General features: G+C 35.7%; 23 protein-coding genes and 1 other annotated feature. Of the genes, 14 read left to right on the top strand and 9 right to left on the bottom strand.

What is annotated here, in order from left to right; translation table 11 throughout:
* Positions 1 to 184: 184 nt before the first annotated feature.
* From MKO96_RS04190 to MKO96_RS04160, 7 genes are all read right to left on the bottom strand, one after another.
* The gene (locus tag MKO96_RS04190; RefSeq protein WP_240586774.1) at positions 185 to 658 is read right to left on the bottom strand and encodes a precorrin-2 dehydrogenase; all 474 of its coding nucleotides are present in this window, start codon (positions 656 to 658) and stop codon (positions 185 to 187) included.
* Positions 651 to 1,361 carry a sirohydrochlorin chelatase gene (locus MKO96_RS04185; RefSeq protein ID WP_240586773.1) on the bottom strand — a complete coding sequence of 237 codons (711 nt, stop codon included), beginning with the start codon at positions 1,359 to 1,361 and terminating at the stop codon, positions 651 to 653. Before MKO96_RS04185 ends, MKO96_RS04190 begins: the two co-directional genes overlap by 8 nt.
* Positions 1,358 to 2,782 (bottom strand): uroporphyrin-III C-methyltransferase, encoded by a 1,425-nt coding sequence (locus MKO96_RS04180; RefSeq protein ID WP_240586772.1) that lies wholly within the window; start codon positions 2,780 to 2,782, stop codon positions 1,358 to 1,360. The genes MKO96_RS04185 and MKO96_RS04180 overlap by 4 nt, the downstream gene beginning before the upstream one ends.
* Before the next feature lie 58 nt (positions 2,783 to 2,840).
* The gene (gene nirD / locus MKO96_RS04175) at positions 2,841 to 3,158 is read right to left on the bottom strand and encodes a nitrite reductase small subunit NirD (RefSeq protein ID WP_098346536.1); all 318 of its coding nucleotides are present in this window, start codon (positions 3,156 to 3,158) and stop codon (positions 2,841 to 2,843) included.
* Positions 3,159 to 3,173: 15 nt separating this feature from the next.
* On the bottom strand, positions 3,174 to 5,579 hold the full coding sequence (nirB, locus tag MKO96_RS04170) for an NADPH-nitrite reductase large subunit (RefSeq protein ID WP_240586771.1): 2,406 nt from the start codon (positions 5,577 to 5,579) through the stop codon (positions 3,174 to 3,176).
* A gap of 207 nt (positions 5,580 to 5,786) precedes the next feature.
* Entirely contained in the window at positions 5,787 to 6,494 is a 708-nt protein-coding gene (gene ric / locus MKO96_RS04165; protein ID WP_240586770.1) for an iron-sulfur cluster repair di-iron protein, read from the bottom strand.
* Positions 6,495 to 6,695: 201 nt separating this feature from the next.
* Complete coding sequence (locus MKO96_RS04160; protein WP_240586769.1) at positions 6,696 to 7,586, bottom strand: excalibur calcium-binding domain-containing protein; 891 nt, start codon at positions 7,584 to 7,586, stop codon at positions 6,696 to 6,698.
* Positions 7,587 to 7,794: 208 nt separating this feature from the next.
* Between MKO96_RS04160 and exsG the strand changes: the two genes are divergently transcribed.
* The 3 genes from exsG (at position 7,795) to MKO96_RS04145 (ending at position 10,196) form a co-directional block, all read left to right on the top strand.
* A complete protein-coding gene (exsG, locus tag MKO96_RS04155; RefSeq protein ID WP_000395678.1) occupies positions 7,795 to 7,947 on the top strand; it encodes an exosporium protein ExsG in 153 nt (50 codons plus the stop codon).
* A gap of 216 nt (positions 7,948 to 8,163) precedes the next feature.
* Entirely contained in the window at positions 8,164 to 8,373 is a 210-nt protein-coding gene (locus tag MKO96_RS04150) for a hypothetical protein (protein WP_046959276.1), read from the top strand.
* A gap of 239 nt (positions 8,374 to 8,612) precedes the next feature.
* The gene (locus MKO96_RS04145) at positions 8,613 to 10,196 is read left to right on the top strand and encodes an esterase/lipase family protein (protein ID WP_483298319.1); all 1,584 of its coding nucleotides are present in this window, start codon (positions 8,613 to 8,615) and stop codon (positions 10,194 to 10,196) included.
* A 185-nt stretch (positions 10,197 to 10,381) separates the two neighbouring features.
* On the opposite strand, the gene MKO96_RS04140 is transcribed toward MKO96_RS04145, so the two are convergent.
* Positions 10,382 to 10,966, bottom strand: coding sequence for a preprotein translocase (locus MKO96_RS04140; protein WP_240586767.1), 585 nt, complete (start codon positions 10,964 to 10,966; stop codon positions 10,382 to 10,384).
* Positions 10,967 to 11,440: 474 nt separating this feature from the next.
* On the opposite strand from MKO96_RS04140, the gene spoVS reads away from it, so the two are divergent.
* Complete coding sequence (spoVS, locus tag MKO96_RS04135; RefSeq protein WP_000427790.1) at positions 11,441 to 11,713, top strand: stage V sporulation protein SpoVS; 273 nt, start codon at positions 11,441 to 11,443, stop codon at positions 11,711 to 11,713.
* A gap of 112 nt (positions 11,714 to 11,825) precedes the next feature.
* On the opposite strand, the gene MKO96_RS04130 is transcribed toward spoVS, so the two are convergent.
* The gene (locus MKO96_RS04130; RefSeq protein WP_240586766.1) at positions 11,826 to 12,590 is read right to left on the bottom strand and encodes a hypothetical protein; all 765 of its coding nucleotides are present in this window, start codon (positions 12,588 to 12,590) and stop codon (positions 11,826 to 11,828) included.
* A 109-nt stretch (positions 12,591 to 12,699) separates the two neighbouring features.
* On the opposite strand from MKO96_RS04130, the gene MKO96_RS04125 reads away from it, so the two are divergent.
* The 10 genes from MKO96_RS04125 (at position 12,700) to argS (ending at position 21,915) form a co-directional block, all read left to right on the top strand.
* Complete coding sequence (locus tag MKO96_RS04125; protein ID WP_087980942.1) at positions 12,700 to 13,347, top strand: HD domain-containing protein; 648 nt, start codon at positions 12,700 to 12,702, stop codon at positions 13,345 to 13,347.
* Positions 13,344 to 15,239 (top strand): ABC-F family ATP-binding cassette domain-containing protein, encoded by a 1,896-nt coding sequence (locus tag MKO96_RS04120; RefSeq protein WP_240586765.1) that lies wholly within the window; start codon positions 13,344 to 13,346, stop codon positions 15,237 to 15,239. The genes MKO96_RS04125 and MKO96_RS04120 overlap by 4 nt, the downstream gene beginning before the upstream one ends.
* A gap of 75 nt (positions 15,240 to 15,314) precedes the next feature.
* Positions 15,315 to 16,046 carry a Bax inhibitor-1/YccA family protein gene (locus tag MKO96_RS04115; protein ID WP_001260655.1) on the top strand — a complete coding sequence of 244 codons (732 nt, stop codon included), beginning with the start codon at positions 15,315 to 15,317 and terminating at the stop codon, positions 16,044 to 16,046.
* Positions 16,047 to 16,150: 104 nt separating this feature from the next.
* A complete protein-coding gene (locus tag MKO96_RS04110; protein ID WP_240586764.1) occupies positions 16,151 to 16,405 on the top strand; it encodes a DUF4318 domain-containing protein in 255 nt (84 codons plus the stop codon).
* Between the two features lie 159 nt (positions 16,406 to 16,564).
* Positions 16,565 to 16,903, top strand: a complete 339-nt coding sequence (locus tag MKO96_RS04105; RefSeq protein WP_088080138.1) for a single-stranded DNA-binding protein — start codon at positions 16,565 to 16,567, stop codon at positions 16,901 to 16,903.
* Positions 16,904 to 17,067: 164 nt separating this feature from the next.
* The gene (locus MKO96_RS04100; RefSeq protein WP_240586763.1) at positions 17,068 to 18,195 is read left to right on the top strand and encodes a conserved virulence factor C family protein; all 1,128 of its coding nucleotides are present in this window, start codon (positions 17,068 to 17,070) and stop codon (positions 18,193 to 18,195) included.
* Between the two features lie 3 nt (positions 18,196 to 18,198).
* Positions 18,199 to 18,582, top strand: a complete 384-nt coding sequence (locus MKO96_RS04095; RefSeq protein ID WP_098342609.1) for a thiol-disulfide oxidoreductase DCC family protein — start codon at positions 18,199 to 18,201, stop codon at positions 18,580 to 18,582.
* An 83-nt stretch (positions 18,583 to 18,665) separates the two neighbouring features.
* Entirely contained in the window at positions 18,666 to 19,100 is a 435-nt protein-coding gene (locus tag MKO96_RS04090) for a BrxA/BrxB family bacilliredoxin (RefSeq protein ID WP_000063705.1), read from the top strand.
* A gap of 49 nt (positions 19,101 to 19,149) precedes the next feature.
* On the top strand, positions 19,150 to 19,926 hold the full coding sequence (locus tag MKO96_RS04085; RefSeq protein WP_240586762.1) for a class I SAM-dependent methyltransferase: 777 nt from the start codon (positions 19,150 to 19,152) through the stop codon (positions 19,924 to 19,926).
* Positions 19,927 to 19,966: 40 nt separating this feature from the next.
* Positions 19,967 to 20,181, top strand: a binding site (T-box leader).
* Between the two features lie 45 nt (positions 20,182 to 20,226).
* On the top strand, positions 20,227 to 21,915 hold the full coding sequence (gene argS, locus MKO96_RS04080) for an arginine--tRNA ligase (protein WP_240586761.1): 1,689 nt from the start codon (positions 20,227 to 20,229) through the stop codon (positions 21,913 to 21,915).
* Positions 21,916 to 22,059: the final 144 nt, after the last annotated feature.

Here is a 22,059-nt window from a genome sequence, read left to right as displayed (position 1 = left end):
AATGGAACGAGTTGTTCGTAATGTTGCAGTTATCATAACATTTACTGGTTTACAAGTTGCCAACACCATTCAATTTCTTCGCAGATTGCCTGTGCAGTTTCAAAAAAGAAACCAAAACAAAAAGAACAAACGCTTCTAAAAAACGTTTGTCCAAAGGTAATTACTATTTTAGCTAAGAAATAGATTACAATTTGTGTGAACGAGAAAGTCTTTTTATAAGATTAGGAATGACAGAGGTTAACTCTAGTTTCAAACGCTTCGTAAACGATGGATCTTTACCAGAAGTTGAAATAGTGACAACATATTCATCATTTCTTATAACGCCAGGTGTGTGAAACGATGATTCTGTACCATCACTTACAACGTTAACCCACTGGAAATCGTGGGCGGCCTGTTTGACCATCATATTTATAGCATGTTGATTTGTAGCTGCATAAATAAGATGAGCATCTTTAATATCATCATTAGAAAAAAATTTTTGCTTCCAATTAATATAAGGAAGTTCTTTCATTTCCTTGCAAATTTCTGGGCTGACAACGGTGACAAAAGCGCCTGTATCTTTTAATCCAGACGCTTTTCGATATGCGATTTTACCTCCACCAATGATAACGACCACTTTATTATGTAGATTAAACATAAGAGGGTACATGTTATACATACACACATTCCTCCATTCGTTCTAGTAATGTTAATTTCATATATGTATCAAACTGAAGGCAATTGCAAGTCGTGATGTGATCATATTTTTTTGTATGCAAATTAATTTTTTGAAGCAACAATCCGGTAAAGAGAAGGTACGGCATGACATAAACATGGGAGGCAGTCGATGTTATAGCCTTGAGCTCAGCAGTAAAAGAGGGCGCTCCTTTCGTTAAAAAGGAGCACGATACTGGCATACCGAGTTTTCGTTCGACCGCTGCTCCGATTTGTTGTAACTCATGTATCGGCTGTGGATCACTGCTACCTCTCCCTACGAGTAAAATACTACTATCTTGCATTGGCATAGTTTCACGTATTCTTTTTACTACAAGTTCCACCATATGTGGATGCGTACTAAAGGGTGGTACAACTGAAAATGTTATTTGTGGATATTTCTTTTGTAGTTGCTCTATTTCAAAAGGAATATCACGTTTATAGTGAGCTGCTGCAAATAATAAAACAGGTACAATCATTATTTCAGTTGCGCCCTCTAGTATCGTTTCTGTAACTGCATCTTGAATGGTAGGTGTCGTTAGTTCTAGGAAGGCTATTTTTTGAATCTGTTCGTTACGTTCTTTCATAACAGATTGAATAAAGTGAATGAATTGTTCATTACCTTCTTGCAGGCGACTACCGTGTCCAACATATACAATTCCTTTCATTGTCCCACCATGTCTTTCTTCATAATCATGTCTTGTAATTGTTGATCTACGTTATGAAACCCGACTTTCTTCGCATAGTGTAAAGTTGGAATATCGGTATATGAGAAGGGAAGAGTAAGAATATCGATAAAGCCAAGGCGTTTTATTTCTGATAGAAATGTATCAATTGAGGCACGCCCTTCAAATACAATACTATCCCATGAGAATTCAGAAAGCATACGAGAATGGACTTCATCGAAACGATGATCAATTGTATACGCATGAGTCATCATATATGACCCGGCACCAATTTTCTCTTGAATAAAAGCAATCCGATTAATATTTCTGCCTAAATAAACAGTATTATCGGAAGAGAACTCTGCTTGTTTACTTAGTAGCCCATATTGCATCAGTTTTTCTTGAGTGGCAACGTTTAAATATTGCAGTTGCGCCTGTAAGGAACGAATATCTTTATGATATTTACTACATGATCGCATCAATATTTCTACACTTTCAGCTGAACAAAAAACAAGGCGATCAACGTTAAAAATTTCATTGATTTGTTCAAATGTTAATGTGTATTCTTCCTTTTTGAAAGTTGGAATTTGATATATTTCTGCACCGGCTTCTTGTAACTTTTGCACCATTGAACTTGTTTTATTTGTTGCGGATGCAAATAAAACTTTTTTACCATGTAATGGTTTACGTTCTTTCCAAGCGATTTGATTACGTAAGGAAACGACATCACCAACAATTGTCATGGATGGATTTGAAATATTTTCGTTTTTGACGATAGAAACAATGCTTGAAAGTGTACCTGTGACGACGCGTTGTTTACCAGTTGTACCCCATTCAATGACGGCTACCGGCGTATCTGTTTTCTTTCCTGCTTGTAGTAAGTTTTCACAAATTGTAGGTAAGTTTTTTATACTCATGTAGTAGGCGATTGTGTCGCTATTGTGGGATGAATTATATTTTCCATGATCGGTTAAAGGGCCTTTTGCATGTCCAGTTAGTAATGTGACGCTATTACTGTAGTTGCGGTGGGTGAGGGGGATACCTGCATAGCTACTAGCGGCGATGCTAGATGTAATGCCTGGTACAATTTCATATGGAACTTTCGCTGCTACTAAAGTTTCGGCTTCTTCACCAACACGGCCAAAAATAGATGGATCTCCGCCTTTTAAGCGGACAACAGTTTTTCCTTCTTTCGCAAATTGAAGGAGGTGTGCGTTAATCATTTCTTGTCGCATAGTATGATTCTTTGGCATTTTTCCGCAATAAATAAGTTCACATGTTTCTTTTGTATAACTAAGAAAGAAAGGGTTTAATAAACGGTCATATAAAACGATATCTGCACGCTTTAAACAATCTATCGCTTTTTTTGTAATAAGCCCTTCATCACCTGGTCCTGCACCAACTAAATATACATATCCGTTCATATTCGCACCTCGTCTATTTTTATGTGAAAGGAAGCCAGGGGAAGGCTTCCTTTTTAAATTACATGTATATGTAAATATCCCCATCAATAACTTCTACTTCGTATGTTTGGATACAGCCGTCATCAGGTTTTTGAACTTCACCTGTTATTAGTGAAATTTTCCAATCATGTAGTGGACAAAAGACGAATTCTCCAGATACAATTCCTTCTGCTAACGGTCCGTTTTTATGAGGACAACGATTTTCTACAGCTCGAATATCTCCATTTGAAAGGCGGAATAGGGCGATAGACATACCTTTCATTTGCACTTCTTTACCGATTTGAATAGGAAGGTCTTCCGCACGCATAACTTTTATTTTTTCTTTCGTTTGTATCATATAGATCACAGCTCCTTATTTCACAGTTTCTACTTCATACATCGCTTTTAATGACTTCGTTTCTAGTGCTTGTCCCCACGCTTCCGTATATGTGCTACGAGCTGTTTGGAAGCGTTCATTTAGCGTAGTCACCATACTTGCATCTTGTAGTATTTCTTTTATGTGATCGAAGCCTAAACGTTCTGTCCAGTAGGCAGTACGCTCTCCGTAAATACCAGTTTCACGATAATATTGCATGTAAGCTGTAGCGATGCGAAGGACATCATCTTCAGTTGGGACAATCATTACAAAATCAGCTTCGCGTACTTCTGTACCACCATTTCCGCCAATATAAAGTTGGTATCCATTTTCGACACAAACAACGCCAAAATCTTTCGTTAGTACTTCTGCACAGTTACGAGGACAGCCCGTTACACCCATCTTCATTTTATGAGGTGTATCTACCATTTCTAATGATTGTTCAAGTAACATACCAAGTCCTAATGAATCTTTCGTACCGAAACGGCAGAAGCGAGAACCAACACATGATTTTACATTACGAAGAGATTTTGAATACGCATATCCTGAAGTCATATGTAAGTCAGCCCATACGTTAGGTAAATCTTGTTTTTTAACACCATATAAGCCAATGCGGCTCGCACCTGTAATTTTCACAAGAGGAACATCATACCTTTTCGCAACTTCAGCAATTTTCATTAAATCATCAGCTGTTGTAACGCCTCCGTACATACGTGGAATAACAGAAAATGTACCATCGTGCTGAATGTTACCATTCATTCTTTCATTAACGAAACGAGATGATTTATCATCTTCATATTCTTCTGGAATCGCCATCCGTAAGTAGTAATTTAAAGCAGGGCGACATTTTGAACAGCCGTCTTCATGTGCAAAACCAAGAACATTGCGTACTTCTTTTGGAGATTTTAAGCCTTTCTCGTGAATGGCTGCTACGACTTCATCACGTGATAAAGTTGTACATCCGCACATACCAGCAGACTGCGCAGAAGCATCAAAAGCATCTCCGAGTGTATGAGATAAAACTTGTTCCACAAGCGGACGACATTTACCACAAGATCCTGCGGCTTTCGTGCAGCCTTTTACTTCTTCAAAAGTAGTTAACTCTTGCTCTAAAATGGCATGAACGATTGTACCTTTCGTAACACCATTACATCCACAAATCGTGTCATCTGCACTCATTGTAGCAACGTCAAGTTCACTTTCTTCACCAGCTTTGTGAAGAAGGGAAGCGGCTGTATATTCTTGTATATCTTCTTCTTTCTTTAACATGCTAAAGAGGCGTGTGCCATCAGCTGTGTCACCATATAAAACGATACCGACGACTTTATTATTACGAATTAATACTTTTTTATAGGAACGTTTACATTCATCAAATATTGAAATTGCTTTCGTCTGATCATCTTCATAAATTTGGCCAGCAGAGAATAAATTACAACCAGCAACTTTTAATTGCGTACCGACGATACTGCCCGTATATCCATCAGTTTGTAAATTCGTTATATGTTTCGCTAATATTGCGCCTTGTTCATAAAGAGGGGCAACAAGTCCATATGCGATACCATCATGTTCTGCACATTCGCCAACTGCATAAATGGATTCATCATTTGTAAGCATATAGTCATTGACTACAATGCCTCGATTGACAATGAGACCAGCATCTCTTGCTATTTTCGTATTTGGTCGTATTCCGACAGCCATTATGATTAAATCACAATCTACAACTTCACCATCTTCAAATTGAATGCCCTCAACATAGTCTGTACCAAGAATTTTTACAGTTTTCTTTTCCATTAAAAACTTCATGCCTTGTGCTTCTAAATCTTCACACAGAAGAGCAGCTGCTTTCGTATCTAGTTGTTGCTCCATTAAGCTAGGCATTAAATGAACAACATGTACGTCCATTCCTAAGTCAATTAGACCTCTTGCGGCTTCTAAACCGAGTAACCCGCCACCAATGACAACGGCTTTTTTCTTTTCTTTAGCGGTATCTATCATAAATTGTGTATCTTCAATAGTTCGAAATCCTGTTACACCAGGAAGTGTGGAACCTTCAACAGGTAAAATAAAAGCACTAGAACCTGTTGCTATAATGAGCTTGTCATATGTAAGAGTACGATTTTTTTCTGTAGTAATAATTTTTTCTTCTCGGTTAATACTTTGAACTCTTTCGTTTGTATACAAAGTTATTTCGTTTTCATCGTACCAACTATATTCATTCATAATGATATCTTGCATATTTGTTTTGCCTTGTAAAACATGAGAGAGCATAATACGGTTGTAGTTTGGATGCGGTTCATCTCCAAAAATAGTAATCTCATATGAATCACTATCATGTTTTAATATTTCTTCCATACAGCGTATGCCAGCCATACCATTTCCGATCATCACTAAACGTTTTTTCATTTTCGTTTCCCCTTTTTATGTGAAATGTTGAACAAAGGATTATATTTCTATTATAGAAAATCAAAAAAGGGGGAGATGTGATATTTATCACACTTCTATAATGATTCACAAATTGTTAAAATTCGGATTTGTGTGAGGGGGCATGGATATTTTTCGCAAAATGAAAAAGCAGGACATAAGTATGTATACTCATGTCCTGCACTTGATTTATGCTCTTGTAATTGCACGTGGAAATAAAATATTATTTTCTAAATGAATATGCTCAAATAAATCAGACTCTAGCGCTTCAAGACGTTGATAAACAAGTCGATAAGTGCCGCAAGCTCCTTCTGGAGGAGTAAAGTCATTTGTCACTTTACGAAGTTCTTTTATAATATTTCCGGCATGATTGTGCTCATTTTCTAGTTCATCTACTACTTTACGTAACTTTGCATAGTTTTCATCAGTTGGATTTTGTTCAAATTCTAAAATTAATGGAAAATCTTCTGTTTCTTCTTTAATTAAATGCTGTTCTAATTCCATTTTAAGTTCATGAAACAGCTTATGAATTTGAGCTAAATGAGGCTGATTTGCTCCATGAACGCGTAATACTTTCGTCACATATGGACTTAACTGCGGTAACTCTTCATTTAAATAACGATGATGCTTATTAATTACATAATCAATCAATTCGCGATAAGAAGCATTTTTCCAATCAATTTCAGATTCATTTAATAGTTTCGTATTATGATAAAGCGTATTTAACTTTGTAATTACTTCAGAAGCTGATAAATTTCTTTCATGAATTGCATCAATAAGTGGCTTATTACCACCACAACAAAAATCTATTCTATACGATTTAAAAAGATCACTAGCTTTCGGAAATTGTGTAACAATCTCACCAACAATTGACGTTTCAGTAAATGTATGTTTCATATGAATGCCTCCATAAAGTTTAAATGTAATATGTAAATTAAGAATAGCGATAAATGAAAAACAATGTGGTGATTGAAATCACTTATAATGTGTCAGTTTTGAGAATAATAAAATGAGTTTTATAAAAGGAAGAGAAGGGCAATTCGTCGCAATAGTTTCTGATAATAAAAAAAGAAGCTTACTAGAAGCTTCTTTTTTATACTATTTTTCACATGCAACTCCATCACCATCACGATCAAGTTTAGAACTATAACCTGGTTGATCTCTATATAAAGGAGCTTTCCCAGCACTTCTAACTGCGGCACAATTTGCGTAAGTTACGTTACTATTGTTACTTGCAGCAGGTTGAGTTTGAGCTTGCTGTGCTTTTTTCTGTTCCTCTTGTTGTTTACGAGCTTGTTCATCAGCTTGGCGTTTTTGCTCTTCTTGTTGCTTACGAGCTTGTTCATCAGCTAGACGTTTTTGCTCTTCTTGTTGTTTACGAGCTTGTTCATCAGCAAGACGTTTTTGCTCTTCTTGTTGTTTGCGAGCTTGTTCATCGGCGTGGAGTTTTTCATCCTCTTGCTTACGAGCTTGCTCTTCGGCGTGGAGTTTTTCATCCTCTTGCTTACGAGCTTGTTCATCGGCAAGACGCTTCTCATCTTCTTGCTTTTGGGTTTTCTCGTCCGCTTCTTTCTTTTTATCATCTTTTTTCTCTGCATTATTAGAAGCGACTTGTTTATTTGTTGCTGTCGTCTTTTCAGAAGAAGGAGCTGAAATACTTGATAATGCAACAAAAATGACAAATAAAATAGCAGTGATAATAAATTGTTTTTTTGCTACACCTGTCTTTTTAATTACGGATAAGATTGCTAGAACAAGGAAAAAAATAAATAAAATTAAACTTAAAGTGGCAAAAAAATCGATGAATGGGTGTTCAGATTTTGTAGTGCCCATTCCTATTAAGAGAATTGAAATCATAAAAAGAATAACAGTAGGACGACCATATTGTTTTGCTTTTCCATTTTTCTTAAAGAATGAAATGATACATAGTATTAAAAGAATAAAAGCAATAAAAAATAAAGCTGCACCAATATTACTCAAAATCGCCATTTTTATACCTCCATTTGTAAGATTTTCACTATTGATTATATAGGAACTTATTGGATATTACACGATTTATATAAATTTAGAAAATTAGTATTTTTAATAGACTTATAAACATTTATTTTATATATAAGGAAAAATAGATGTATTTCCTATTACATTTTTAAAGAAAATTCATAAAGTATAATATATAGATTGAAAGGAGGGGGTTTAAATGGAATTTCAATTATTGGTAACTTGTATATTACAAGAAGGTAATGCTTTCTTTTTAGTAACGAAAGTAGACGATGTTATTACGTTAAAAGTACCGATTACTGCGGGAGTAGCAGGTTTATTCTTAGCTTTAGGTGTACCAAGATGTTCTTAATTTAAATTTCTAGAGTAGAAGAGAAGGGATATACCTTTCTCTTCTACTCTTACATAATATGATTATGTAAACTGAAATGTTGTTTTGTAATAGCACGTTTAAAATGGACATGCATATACTATAATGTTTCATTGGATGTTAGTGATGAAAGGTAGTTTTCACACGTGCATGTAATGATGTTCATTAAGTTATGAAATTAAAGAGGTGCTATTATATATGAAAAGAAGAACATTTGATATTCCAGTTACATTGCGAAGAGAGTGGTTTTTAATAGAATTAGCCCATTTAACGAAAAAATATGGAATTGAAATTGCAACTAGCAAAATGGAAGCTGCACCGTTTTTAAGAGATCAAGTTACGGAATCAAAAATAGGATCAGGGCTCCAATACGATAAATATGATGATGAGTATATCATTGATTTATAAGAAAGAAGCTGCGTATAAAAGGTTATGAAATAGACCTTTTATACGCAGCTTTTTTAGCTAGAAATATGTTGAGAAATTTTTAATGAGCTGAATAGGAAAAGGAATGAATACATGTTGAGAGAATAACGTTTCATAAGAAAGGACAGTTACTAGTTATTTCACCTGCAAAAATAACTAGAGTAAAAATAGTGCTTCCTTTCAAAAAAGGGGGAATGTTAATGAGGATTTTGAAAAGGTGTATGTTATTATTTCTCGCATTTTTTATTATAACTCCGATGGCTGTTAGTACGAAGGTAGAGGCGGAGGAAGTAAAAGAAATTAAAACGGGATTTCCAGATAAAGAAGTATTTACACCTGGAGAATGGTTTTTAGGTCAAAAACCTGCTAATTACGATGAGAATAAGCCTCCAATTCTTTTTATACAAGGAAGGAATGGGAATGCTGATAGTTGGTATGGAAAGACAGTGTATCACGATATAAATGATATGTATGACTATGCTTTGAAAGAAGGCTATCAAACAGTATTTATACAATTATATGATGCTGCTGGGAAAGGGTCAGCTAGTCAGTGGGATAACGGAAAATTGTTAGCACAAAAATTAGAAGAAATATATAATCATTTCGGTAAAAAAGTTAATATTGTTGCACATAGTAAAGGCGGTATCGATACACAAGCTGCGTTAGTAGGATATGGTGCAAATCGGTTTGTCGGAAATGTTATTACGCTTGCGACGCCACATCATGGTTCAAATTTAGCGGATTTATCATATAGTTGGTGGGCAGGATGGCTGGCTTCTATTTTAGGTCAAAAAGATGATGGTACGTACTCATTACAAATGGGCGAAATGGCAAAATTTCGTTCAACGATTGATAATAATCCAGCAGCTAAATTAAACCGTTACTATACGGCTACTGGGACTAGCTGGGGACCAGTATTTTCTGCGCTATCTATGGGCGGGTTCTATTTGTCATCATACGGTTCAAATGATGGACTAGTAAATGAGTGGAGTGCTAAGCTGCCATATGGAACGCATTTATTTACAGATTCCAGATTTGATCATGATAATATACGAAAAGGATCTGCTGTTTTCTCTCGAATTGAACCATATTTACGTACATCAAATGTAGCTGTACCAGCGTTAGTAGCATCCAGCACTAGTTCAAATGAAAATATAGAACAATTAAATACAACTTCAAATCAAAACATTTTAGGAGGAGAATTGCCACAAAATCAGTGGATAGAGCAAACTGTTACGGTTGATAAAAAAGCTGAAGGAATCGTTTCTATCTTAACAGCGTCTTCAGATGTAGAAGTACAAATGATGTCTCCAAAAGGAAAAATGTATACAAATAAGGATAGCGTTATCACTACTGGTGAAGGTGAATCTTTCTTTGGTGGTGCGACAATTAGAACATTTAAATTTGATAAAATGGATGTAGGAGAATGGAAAGTTAAAATGATGGCGAAGCAGTCGAAAGATGCATATTTAGTTGTAAGCGATTACAATAGTGGTGCGCCATTTGTTCTACAAATGCCTACAAAAGTTAAAGTGAAAAAATCTGAGTATAAACTGAAAAAATCACCTGTGGCACCTGAAATGAAAGGGGATCTTTCTATAACAGTAAGAGTAGTTAATAAAGAAGGGAAACTAGTCTCTGAATATAATGAATTACAAAATGTTAATAATACTACATTTACTGGTGCTTTGAAGGACATAAAGCAACCAGGAGTATACAACGTTACGATGGATATAAAAGGGATGAATAAAGAAGGACAACCGTATAATCGTACAATTGTTAAGTCGGTTTATGTGGAGAAGTAAGAAAGAATGAGGGGTTTTTAATATAAAAAGTACCGAACTTTTGTAGTAGAAGAGTTCGGTACTTTTTTCATGTTTATTAGATTAACAGAAACGTACAATGGAATTTATGTTTGATTATAGGAAGCAAAAGAGCATTATTCAATAAAAAAAGATGCTGAAATAGCATCTGAATGTGAAGAGGATTATTAACTTAGTTTTATAACTGTTAATTCAACTGAATTAATACCATTATCACAAGTCGCAATACTTTGACGATTAAAACCACTATTATTTTTCAGTTGAAGAGTGGAATTAGCTGTCACTGTAACAATCGTTTCGCCTGCTAGTTGAAGACATTCGTTATTTGATGAAGTATTCATTTGGAAAGCGAAATCACCTTGACTATTAGCAAGTGGATTATTATTTAAAAATATAGTCATGACTGGAATATGTGGAAATACAGGATTTGAAGTAGTGTTAATCGTTGAAATGAAAGAAACTCTATAATCACCAGCTTGACTAAATTGTATAGTAGTAGGATTTAGTAAGGAAACTCCTCCTGCTATAGGGCCAACGTGATTAAATGGAAAAGGATCTCCAAAAGGAACAGTTATAAACTCAGTTTGCCAAAAAGTGCCGTATGCTGGACAGTTTTTTTTATGTGAATGGTCGCATGAACATTTTTTATAGGAACTAGAAGAGGAGTTGCATGAACATTTTTTATATGAACTGGAAGAAGAGTTACATGAACATTTTTTATTTGAATTTGAAGAATGGTAGTATGAACCCAATATATTACCTCCTATTATGAATGAAGTGTATACTCATAGTATTTTATGCTTGTCTTATATAAAAGGTGATAGATTTGGAGTATAAAGTGCGAATATGATGAAATGTAGTAATAGAATAGTAGCTGTAACGATTTTGAAGAAGAAAAGGTTGATGTTTTGGTGGAAATATCAGTGGAATATCTTGAAAGATTGAAGTAAAGCGGGCACTCATATTTTACATGTGAAAGTAAAACCATTATCCTCAGTTGCAATGATGTGATCGTTTAAGTGAATGTCTATTTTGAAGTGTTTGTATATTAGAGTTTATGGTTATTATCTTTTATTTACATAGTGGGGCAGGAAGAAGACGAAAAGTATCGAATGAATGTACATATGTAGCATTGTTTGCTTTTGGTGTGAATAGTAATAAAAGATACGTTGAAATATTTTAAACCGTAACAAAAGAGCGATTAAATAATAGAGGGAGCAACTTACATGGAAAATATATTAAAGGTATCTTCAAAATCAAAACCAAATTCAGTAGCAGGTGCAATAGCTGGTGTACTAAGAACAAGTGGCAATGTGGAAATTCAAGCGATTGGGGCGGGTTCTATAAATCAAGCGATTAAAGCAATTGCAATCGCAAGAGGATTTGTTGCTCCAAGTGGTATTGATTTGGCCTTTGTTCCAGCATTTCAAGAGGTTACTATTAATGATCAAGAAAGAACGGCGATTAAATTAATTGTAGGTCCTAGAAGGAAAAGATAACTGCAGTAATTCAGTATTGAAATGACATTTAACATAACAAACAAAAAGTGTCACAAATGCTTATGAAATAGGCATTTGTGACACTTTTATAGTTTTGTGAGAATAAAAACCCCTAAAACTGCTCATTCTTCTCCCAAGATTCCACAATATAATGTGCAATCGTAGGATTGAATCCTTTCCCAACTAAAAACATAATCGCAGCAACTTCTGTTAAAGCATGTTTGTGTGATGTATGTTTTGCTTCATTTAAACCGTAATCTACCCAAGGTTTTACGAAATCTAGTACAGGTTTCTTTAAAGGTAAAAACTGTGTACCGACAACTTGTTGAATTTGTTGTTGTGTTGGTTCTGTAATTGGTCCAGGCGGTAAGATTTGCGGTTGTGTAATATCAAATGTTGGTCCTGGTGGTAAGATTTGTGGTTGTGTCGGATCGATCGTTTGAGGTGCCGGTGGTGAAACACGCGCGTCATAGTTTGGTTGATACATTTGCGGCTGAGTTGCGTATGGATTTTGTTGAAATTGTTGTTCTTGATTTTGTGGTGCTACATATGGATTTTGAGGGTATTCATAATTAGGACGTGTGTCGTATGGATTTTGTTGATATTCAGTTTCTTGATTTTGCGTTGTTGCGTATGGATTTTGCTGAAATTGTTGTTCTTGATTTTGTGGTGCTGCATATGGGTTTTGAGGATATTCATAATTAGGACGTGTGTCGTATGCGTTTTGTTGATAATTAGCTTCTTGGTTTTGCGGTGTTTCGTATGGATTTTGTTCATATTGTTGCTCTTGTTCTTCATATTGTTCTGTGTATCTTTGGTCCTGTTGCTGAGGGTAAAATGGTTGCCTAGGATAAGGCGGTTGATTATTATAGAACATATTTATTCCTCCTCCATGATGATGCTTACCACTCAGTGTATGGGCGGACAAGAAAATATGTGATGAAAAAATGCGGGCGTGTTACAATAAGTAACTGGGTGAAGATAAAATGACAAAACAAGAAAAGATTCAAAAAACAATTACTTTTGTAAAACATATTTTAGAAAAAGATGCGAGTGGGCATGATTGGTATCATATTGAACGCGTACATAAACTGGCGATTTCTTTATCCGAGCAAGAAGGGGGAAATCGTTTTATAATTGAAATGGCTGCATTACTTCACGATGTGGCAGATGAGAAGTTAAATGAAAGTGAAGAAGCAGGAATGAAAAAAGTTTCTGATTGGTTAGAAGAATTACATGTGGAAGAAGAGGAAAGTAAACATGTTCTTCATATCATTGCCAATATGTCTTATAAAGGTGGTCATGGCGGTAAAGTGGAGTCACTTGAAGGGAAGCTTGTTCAAGATGCGGATCGCTTAGACGCACTTGGAGCAATTGGAATAGCTCGCACATTTGCGTATGGTGGAGCGAAAGGGAGATTAATGTATGATCCAACTATTCCTCCGCGTGAAGTGATGACGAAAGATGAATATAGAAAAAATAACGATCCATCTTTAAATCATTTTTATGAAAAACTTTTGAAACTAAAAGACTTAATGAACACGAACGCAGCAAAACAAGAGGCTGAAGTTCGTCATCGTTATATGGAACAGTTTATTGAACAATTTATGAAAGAGTGGAATGCACAAATATGAAAATGTTAACTGTGGAAAACTTATCGAAATCATACGGAGAAAAACCGTTATTTGATGGATTATCATGTAGTATTACAGAAGGACAACGTGTCGGGATTATTGGTGTAAACGGTACTGGTAAATCGACATTATTAAAAATTATTGCAGGGTTAGAAACTCCTGATACAGGTGATATGACGCATTCACGTGGTTATACAATTAGTTATTTATCACAGCAACCAGAGTTTGATGAAAAACTAACAGTATTAGAGCAAGTGTTCCATGGTGATACACCTTTAATTCGTCTTCTTCGTGATTATGAACAATCGTTATTAAATATCGAAAAAGATCCAAGTAATGAAAAAGTACAGGAACAATTATTTGCAGTGCAGCAACGTATGGATGCGATGAGTGCATGGGAAGCAAATGCGAATGCAAAATCGTTATTAACGAAATTAGGAATTACTGATTTTACAGCAACTGTTGGAAACCTATCTGGTGGACAAAAAAAGCGTATTGCAATGGCGCAATGTTTTATTGAAACACCTGATTTATTAATTTTGGATGAGCCTACGAACCATCTTGACCATGAGACAGTGGAATGGTTAGAGGAATATTTAGCACGATATAATGGTGCCGTATTACTTGTAACCCATGATCGTTATTTCTTAGATCGTGTGACAAACCGTATTTTTGAATTAGACAATGGTAAACTATATAGTTACGAAGGAAACTATAGTACATTTTTAGAAGCGAAAGCACTTCGTGAAGAACAAGAAATTGCGCAAGAATCAAAACGTCAAAACTTATATCGCCGCGAACTAGCATGGATCCGCCGCGGTGCAAAAGCTCGTTCGACAAAGCAAAAAGCACGTATTCAACGATTTGATGAGCTAAAGGGTCAAGAAGGACCAGCTGCAAAACAGTCAGTTGATATTGCGCTTAGCGGTAGCCGCCTTGGGAAAAAAGTACTGGAGTTAAAAGATGTAACGAAAAAATTCGGTGATAAAACGGTATTACACAACTTTAATCATATTGTGAAACCAGGAGATCGTATCGGAATCATTGGAGCGAATGGAAGTGGGAAATCTTCTCTTTTAAATATGTTTGCAGGTAAGCTATCTCCTGATAGTGGTGAAGTTGAAGTAGGGCAAACTGTAAAAGTTGCTTATTATACGCAAGAAAACGAAGAGATGAATTTAAATCAACGTATGATTGAATACATTAAAGAGATTGCAGAAGTTATTCATACGACAGATGGAAAAGTAATTGGTGCATCTCAAATGCTAGAACGTTTCTTATTCCCGACGCATTCACATGGTACACCGCTTGGTAAACTATCTGGTGGCGAGAGAAGACGTTTATATTTATTACGTATTTTAATGGGAGAACCAAACGTACTATTACTGGATGAACCTACGAATGATCTAGATACACAAACATTAACAGTACTGGAAGATTATTTAGAAGATTTCCCAGGTGTCGTTTTAACTGTATCGCATGACCGTTACTTCTTAGATAAAGTAGTAGATGAATTGTTCATCTTTAGTGGCGGAGGCGAAGTGCGTGAATTCCTAGGTAGTTATACGGACTTTTTAGAAATGGAAAAGACAAAAGAACTTATTGAAAAGGCGGAAGTTCAAAAAGAGAAAAAAGTGGTAGAAGAAGCGCCGAAACAACAACGTAAACGTAAACTTTCATACAATGAGCAGCGTGAATGGGAAACAATTGAAGATACAATTGCCGAACTAGAAGAGAAAATTGAGTCAATTGGAGAAGAACTTGCGAAAGTTGGATCTGACTTCACAAAGGCACAAGAATTATCTGAAGCACAGCAGAAAACAGAAGAAGAGCTAGAAAAAACGATGGAAAGATGGAGTGAACTATCAGACATCGTTGAAGGATTAAAATAAAAACAAGCTGCATATATTGAAAAGTAAAGAGAAAAACTTTACACTATTGGTAGAACCTATTTTAGGAGGGAAAAAATGAGAACATCTAATCCAATGTTGAAAAAAGAGGCATTCCGTAAAGAGGGAGCAAGCGCTTCTGCGATGACGATTGGCGGAACAGTAGGCAAAACGTTTATTATGCTTATCTTGCTACTTGCAACGTCTGTCTATTCATACATACAGATGATGCAGGGGACGATGAAGATGCCAGTGTTAATTGGTGCTTTAATCGTTGCGGCAATCATCGCATTTGCGTCAATGTTCTTCCCGCGTATTTCACCTTTTGGTGCACCAATCTATGCGGCGGTAGAAGGGGTTGTATTAGGTAGTATTTCAGCGGTTTATACAATGAAATTTGGCGATTCTATCGTTTTAAATGCTGTATTACTAACAATCTCAATTCTATTTGCAATGTTAGTGTTATATGCAACACGTGTAGTAAAGGTAACGGATAAATTCCGTACAGGCGTGATGGCAGCAACACTTGGAATTATGGTTATGTATTTAGTCGTATTTCTACTAAACATGTTTGGTGTAACTGTTCCTTACATTCACCAAGGCGGTACGATCGGTATTATTATTAGTGCAGTTGTTATCGTAGTTGCTGCATTAAATTTATTACTAGATTTCGATTTAATCGAAAATGGTGTACGTAGTCAAGCTCCGAAATATATGGAGTGGTACACTGCAATGGGACTAATGCTTACATTAGTTTGGTTATACTTAGAAATTCTTCGTTTCGTTTCTTACTTTACGAAAAATGACTAATAAAAAAATCCTGCATGAAAAATGCAGGATTTTTTTATTGTCAAAGATAAATTGAGAATGTAGTATCATTGGATGCTGTTAATTTGAAATGAAGGGGATGGAATATGATGAAAGAGAAGAAAGGGATTATGAAAAAACTATTTTCTAAAAGTTTTTTCATAGAACTAGATGATGCTTTAACGTATCCATCATCAGAAGTTATTATTTCCGCTATCGAAAGGTATGCGGATGAATGTCAGGAACAATTGAATTTTGAGAGTAAAGTTAAACCGATTACTTTTTACTTAGAAAATGTAATGTACCGCGTTGAAATAAAGATGGCTCGCGGTGGATATTACATATCATGTAGTGAAGTATAAATTTTGAAACCTTACATGTTTTAAATATGTAAGGTTTCTTTTTTGTTTTTATAACATATAAAATAATATTTTTTTACTTTAAATTATATTATTTTACGCTTTTTACCCTTCAAACATTTTTCTTTACAATGAAGAAAAATATGTGAGGTGGTATAACTTATGATGAATCGAGTTGTATTAATCGGTAGATTGACGAAGGAGCCAGAATTATACTACACGAAGCAAGGCGTCGCTTATGCACGAGTATGTGTTGCGGTAAATAGAGGGTTTCGAAATAGTTTAGGTGAGCAACAAGTAGATTTTATTAATTGTCTCGTATGGAGAAAATCGGCTGAGAATGTAACTGAATATTGTACGAAGGGGTCACTTGTTGGAATTACCGGACGTATTCATACGAGTAATTACGAGGATGATCAGGGGAAGAGAATATATAGAACTGAAGTTTTGATTGAGAGCATTACATTTTTGGAGAGAAGGCGGGAGGGCGCATCACAATAAGAGAGGGCTTTAAACAATGGTTTGGGGGAATTAGGTGGAAAGAGAAAGAATGAAAAAGTATGATGATGGAAAGAAATCAGCAAGATAAAGCATCCGAGTAGGTTTAGAGAGGTGGAACATGTTACAATACACGTAAGAACACGCAATAAAGGAGAGTTTTTTACGTGAAGATTAAAGCAATTGAACCGACGCCAAGTCCAAATACAATGAAAGTTATTTTGAATGAAGTATTACCATCAGGAGCGCGTAATAATTATACAAATGAAAATAAAGAACAAGCACCAATGCAAGTGCAAGAAATTTTGAAAATTGAAGGCATTAAAGGTGTATATCATGTAGCTGACTTTTTAGCAGTGGAGCGAAATGCAAAGTATGACTGGAAAGTTTTATTACAACAAGTTCGTTCTGTTTTCGGCGAAGAGGTAGTAGAAGAAAGTGAAGAACAACAACTTGCTCATTTTGGAGAAGTGAAAGTGTTTGTTCAAATGTTCTTTACAATTCCAATGCAAGTAAAGTTAACAGATGGAACATCGGAAGAACGTGTTGGCTTACCAGATCGTTTTAAAGAATCAATTATGAAAGTACAAATGTCTGCACCAAACGTTGTAAAAGAACGTAAATGGGTGGAACAAAGTACACGTTACGGTAATTTTGAAGAAATCGGGAAAGAAGTAGTAGAAGAGATTGTTGCTGCTTATTCAGAAGAACGTGTAAATGAAACGGTTAAAGAATTATTAAACCAGGCAGGTGCTGTTGAAGTAACGATTCAAAAGCGTGAGCCATATAAAGTAACAGAAGAGATGATGAAAGATGCTGACTGGAAAAACCGTTTCGCAGCATTAGAACAAATGGATCCTACTGAAGAAGATATGCCAGTGTTGAAGATGGCGTTAGATGATGAAAAAGTTTCGATCCGCCGTTTAGCAACAGCGTATTTAGGTATGGTAAAAGGTGATGGAGTATTGCCGTTATTATATAAAGCGTTATTAGATCGTTCAGTAAGTGTTCGCCGTACAGCAGGCGATTGCTTATCAGATGTAGGTGATCCAGCAGCGATGTTCGTTATGATTAAATCTCTGAAAGATTCAAGTAAATTAGTACGCTGGCGTGCCGCGATGTTCTTATTTGAACTTGGAGATGAAAGTGCGATTCCGGCATTAAAAGCAGCGCAGGATGATCCAGAGTTTGAAGTAGCGATGCAAGCGCGTCTAGCATTAGAGCGTATTGAAGGTGGGGAAGAAGCAAAAGGTTCTGTATGGAAACAAATGACGGAGTCTCGTAAAGGAGAATAATGTATGATTGTTTTCTATGATAGTTGGTGCCCGATGTGTACGGCGGTTGCAGAACGTACGAAAAAATTAGATAAAAAGGGTAAGATGAAATTTGTTTCATTTCGAGATGAAGATGTAGTTGAGAAGTATGAACTCTCTCAAGAACTACAAAGCAAGATGGAACAAAGATTGTATATTTTAAAAAATAATAAGTGGTATGACGGGATTCATAGCATACATGTATTAGCAAAGACCGTTCCATCTTACTGGTTTGCCGTGCCTTTTATAAAATTATCTATTGTACTTGGATTTGGAAGTAAAGTATACGATTATATCGCTAACAATAGAAAACTTGTCCCAGTTGGACATTGCCGTGAAGGGGTTTGTGAAATCCCTACAAAAAAATGAAATCATCGTAATCTTTCTTTTGCACCTAGTAATCGAGCGTGATATGATGAATTTGGAATGAAAGTTGAAGGAGAGATTACAAGATGTCAAATGCTTATGAAGAATACATGCGTCAAATGGTAATCCCAATGCGTCAAGAATTAGTGCGTTCGGGGTTTGAAGAGTTAACTACAGAAGAAGCTGTAACAGAATTTATGGAAAATACGGCAGGTACAACTTTAGTAGTTGTAAACTCAGTTTGTGGTTGTGCAGCTGGTTTAGCACGTCCATCAGCAGGTCAAGCAGTTGTTCGTGCTGAAAAACAACCTGATCATCTTGTAACTGTATTCGCAGGCCAAGATAAAGATGCTACTGCAAAAATGCGTGAATACTTCGGAGAAATTCCTCCATCTTCACCATCTATGGCATTATTAAAAGGAAAAGAAGTTGTTCACTTCATTCACCGTCATGAAATTGAAGGTGCAACTATGGACGAAATTATTACGAACTTAGAACAAGCATTTGAAAAGAATTGCTAAAGAAGGGGGAGAGTAAATCTCCCTCTTTTCTTTATATAGAGGTGAAACAATGATCGTAACAACAGCAGGAAGAACGAACAAAGAAATGACAGATTATGCAAACAAGGTAGCAGCAGAATTAAATCGTTCTTTCGTTAAACGTAATGACATACCAGTACATAAACTGCATGAGCAGTATGAACAAGATGTACTTGTTGTAGGGAAAAACCGATTAGCTATTTATCCGAGAGGAACGGAAGAGTCGTTTTTCTTTCATCCAAACTCAGCGATGTTTCGTGTGAAAAGGTTAATGCGCGGAGAACATGATCCGTTTGTACAAGCCGCGCAATTAGAGAGCGGAATGACAGTATTAGATTGTACGCTCGGTATGGCATCAGATAGTATTGTAGCTAGTTATATTGTTGGTGAAAGCGGAAAAGTAACGGGACTTGAAGGTAATGAGTATATGGCTTATATTATGGGAAATGGTTTAAAAACATGGTCTTCAACTATTTCTGAAATTGATGAGGCAATGCAACGAATCGATGTGAAGCAAACGGAGCATTACGCATTTTTAAAACAATGTGAAGATAATAGTTATGATGTCGTTTACCTTGATCCAATGTTTGAAGAAACTGTTATAGAATCAGATGGAATAAAAGGATTAAAACACTTCGCTTTGTATCATGATATTACTGACGAAACAATTGCGGAAGCGAAGCGTGTGGCGAGAAAGCGTGTCGTTTTGAAAGATCATTTCCGTAGTTCTAGATTTGAAAAACACAATTTTCACGTATACAAAAGAAAAAGTGCTAAGTTTCACTTTGGTGTAATTGACCCTTGCTAATTGTTTGAAAAGATGTATAATAAGCAATAATTAATTAAATATACTGTCGGTGATGAAGAGAGTAGTCTTTTTTCGAAGGAAAGCGAGCTAGGGATGGTGTGAGCCTAGTGCGGAAGAAAAAGATGAAGCGCACTTCGGAGATGCTTCTTGAACGAATAGTAGAGTAAGCCGAGGCCCCCTGTCCTCGTTATAAACGGGAAAGTGGTTCGTAATGAACAACAAGGGTGGTACCACGGGTTAAAACTCGTCTCTTTTTTAGAGACGAGTTTTTTGTGTTTTAAAAATTAAGGAGGTTGTAGTATGGATTATAAAACGCAGTTTGCGGAAAGTTTATCTAATATTTTCACGAATGAATTAACGCAAAACCAAATTTTAGATTTAATCGAAACGCCGAAACAAGATGAATTCGGAGATGCGGCATTTCCATGTTTTTCACTTGCGAAACAATATAAAAAATCACCAGCTATTATCGCAAAGGAAGTTGCTGAGAAATTAAGTGATCCATTTTTTACGAAAGTAGAGGCCGTTGGTCCTTACGTAAATGTATTTTTTAATCGTGAAATTGTAAGTGATGATGTATTAAAAACGATTTTAGCGGAGAAAGAAGAGTACGGTCAAAATCACTTTGGTTGTGAAAAAACGGTAGTTATTGATTATTCCTCTCCTAATATTGCGAAACCTTTTTCAATGGGGCATTTACGTTCTACGATGATAGGTAATTCATTGAAACATATCGCTGAAAAATGTGGTTATGAAGTTGTAGGAATTAATTATATTGGGGATTGGGGAACACAGTTTGGAAAGTTAATTACGGCTTATAAAAAATGGGGAAATGAAGTAGTGGTTAAAGAAGATCCAATACGTGAACTATTTAAGTTATATGTTCAATTCCATGAAGAGGTAAAAGACGACGAAGAACTAGAAGAAGATGGACGCGCTTGGTTTAAGAAATTAGAAGAAGGTGATGAAGAAGCGGTTGAGCTTTGGAATTGGTTCCGTCATGAGTCTTTAAAAGAATTTTCTCGCATTTATGAACTTCTCGGTGTAGAATTTACTAATTTTCAAGGAGAAGCTTTTTATAATAATTTAATGGAAGATTTTATTGGGATTTTAGAAGAACATGAGTTGCTTGAAGAATCAGAAGGCGCGTTAGTCGTTAATTTAGAAGAAGAGGGAATGCCGCCTTGTTTAATTAGAAAATCAGATGGTGCGACGATTTACGCAACGCGTGACTTAACTGCAGCTGTATATCGTCAAAACACATATGCATTTGATAAAGCGTTATACGTAGTTGGCCCAGAACAAAGTTTACATTTTAATCAATTTTTCACTGTATTAAAAAAGCTTGGTTACAATTGGGTTGAGGGTATGGAACATGTACCGTTTGGGTTCATTTTAAAAGACGGTAAGAAAATGTCGACACGTAAAGGAAGAGTTATTTTACTTGAAGAAGTACTTGAAGAAGCAATAGACCTTGCAATACAAAATATTGAAGAAAAAAATCCAAACTTAAAACAAAAAGAAGAAGTAGCAAAGCAAGTCGGTGTAGGGGCAGTTATTTTCCATGATTTAAAAAATGAGCGTATGCATAATATTGAATTCTCATTAGAAAATATGCTGAAATTTGAAGGAGAAACAGGACCGTACGTACAGTACACACATGCACGTGCTTGCTCTATTTTAAGAAAAGAAAGTATAGAATTTGAAACGTGTACGTTTGCATTAAAAGATAATCATAGCTGGAGCGTCGTAAAATTACTGAATAAGTTCCCACAAGTAATTGAAGCAGCCTTCAACAAAAATGAGCCATCAATCATTTCGAAATACGTATTAGATGTAGCACAATCATTTAATAAATACTACGGCAATGTTCGTATATTGGAAGAGAGCGAAGAGAAAGACAGTAGACTGGCATTAGTTTATGCTGTGACGGTGGTATTAAAAGAGGGGTTACGTTTACTTGGGGTGGAAGCTCCTGAGGAGATGTAACATAAAAAGGTGTATGTATCATTACAGATATGTATACCTTTTTTATTTTGTATAGGAACGGTGTAAGCAGTATTTTCATATTATCAAAACTATATTTTTGGGGGATTGTTTAAAGCGTAGGAATGTTTTTGTTAAATGGAGAAT

Origin of the sequence: Bacillus sp. ES1-5 (assembly GCF_022487605.1) — a bacterium.
Taxonomy (GTDB): domain Bacteria; phylum Bacillota; class Bacilli; order Bacillales; family Bacillaceae_G; genus Bacillus_A; species Bacillus_A wiedmannii.
This window is presented reverse-complemented; position numbering and strand designations above follow the sequence as displayed.

What these genes read in the sequence shown, in the direction of transcription:
- MKO96_RS04190 (WP_240586774.1), bottom strand. Translation starts at nt 658, where the DNA reads ATGTATAACATGTACCCTCTTATGTTTAATCTACATAATAAAGTGGTC.
- MKO96_RS04185 (WP_240586773.1), bottom strand. Translation starts at nt 1,361, where the DNA reads ATGAAAGGAATTGTATATGTTGGACACGGTAGTCGCCTGCAAGAAGGT.
- MKO96_RS04180 (WP_240586772.1), bottom strand. Translation starts at nt 2,782, where the DNA reads ATGAACGGATATGTATATTTAGTTGGTGCAGGACCAGGTGATGAAGGG.
- nirD (WP_098346536.1), bottom strand. Translation starts at nt 3,158, where the DNA reads ATGATACAAACGAAAGAAAAAATAAAAGTTATGCGTGCGGAAGACCTT.
- nirB (WP_240586771.1), bottom strand. Translation starts at nt 5,579, where the DNA reads ATGAAAAAACGTTTAGTGATGATCGGAAATGGTATGGCTGGCATACGC.
- ric (WP_240586770.1), bottom strand. Translation starts at nt 6,494, where the DNA reads ATGAAACATACATTTACTGAAACGTCAATTGTTGGTGAGATTGTTACA.
- MKO96_RS04160 (WP_240586769.1), bottom strand. Translation starts at nt 7,586, where the DNA reads ATGGCGATTTTGAGTAATATTGGTGCAGCTTTATTTTTTATTGCTTTT.
- exsG (WP_000395678.1), top strand. Translation starts at nt 7,795, where the DNA reads ATGGAATTTCAATTATTGGTAACTTGTATATTACAAGAAGGTAATGCT.
- MKO96_RS04150 (WP_046959276.1), top strand. Translation starts at nt 8,164, where the DNA reads ATGAAAAGAAGAACATTTGATATTCCAGTTACATTGCGAAGAGAGTGG.
- MKO96_RS04145 (WP_483298319.1), top strand. Translation starts at nt 8,613, where the DNA reads ATGTTATTATTTCTCGCATTTTTTATTATAACTCCGATGGCTGTTAGT.
- spoVS (WP_000427790.1), top strand. Translation starts at nt 11,441, where the DNA reads ATGGAAAATATATTAAAGGTATCTTCAAAATCAAAACCAAATTCAGTA.
- MKO96_RS04130 (WP_240586766.1), bottom strand. Translation starts at nt 12,590, where the DNA reads ATGTTCTATAATAATCAACCGCCTTATCCTAGGCAACCATTTTACCCT.
- MKO96_RS04125 (WP_087980942.1), top strand. Translation starts at nt 12,700, where the DNA reads ATGACAAAACAAGAAAAGATTCAAAAAACAATTACTTTTGTAAAACAT.
- MKO96_RS04120 (WP_240586765.1), top strand. Translation starts at nt 13,344, where the DNA reads ATGAAAATGTTAACTGTGGAAAACTTATCGAAATCATACGGAGAAAAA.
- MKO96_RS04115 (WP_001260655.1), top strand. Translation starts at nt 15,315, where the DNA reads ATGAGAACATCTAATCCAATGTTGAAAAAAGAGGCATTCCGTAAAGAG.
- MKO96_RS04110 (WP_240586764.1), top strand. Translation starts at nt 16,151, where the DNA reads ATGATGAAAGAGAAGAAAGGGATTATGAAAAAACTATTTTCTAAAAGT.
- MKO96_RS04105 (WP_088080138.1), top strand. Translation starts at nt 16,565, where the DNA reads ATGATGAATCGAGTTGTATTAATCGGTAGATTGACGAAGGAGCCAGAA.
- MKO96_RS04095 (WP_098342609.1), top strand. Translation starts at nt 18,199, where the DNA reads ATGATTGTTTTCTATGATAGTTGGTGCCCGATGTGTACGGCGGTTGCA.
- MKO96_RS04090 (WP_000063705.1), top strand. Translation starts at nt 18,666, where the DNA reads ATGTCAAATGCTTATGAAGAATACATGCGTCAAATGGTAATCCCAATG.
- MKO96_RS04085 (WP_240586762.1), top strand. Translation starts at nt 19,150, where the DNA reads ATGATCGTAACAACAGCAGGAAGAACGAACAAAGAAATGACAGATTAT.
- argS (WP_240586761.1), top strand. Translation starts at nt 20,227, where the DNA reads ATGGATTATAAAACGCAGTTTGCGGAAAGTTTATCTAATATTTTCACG.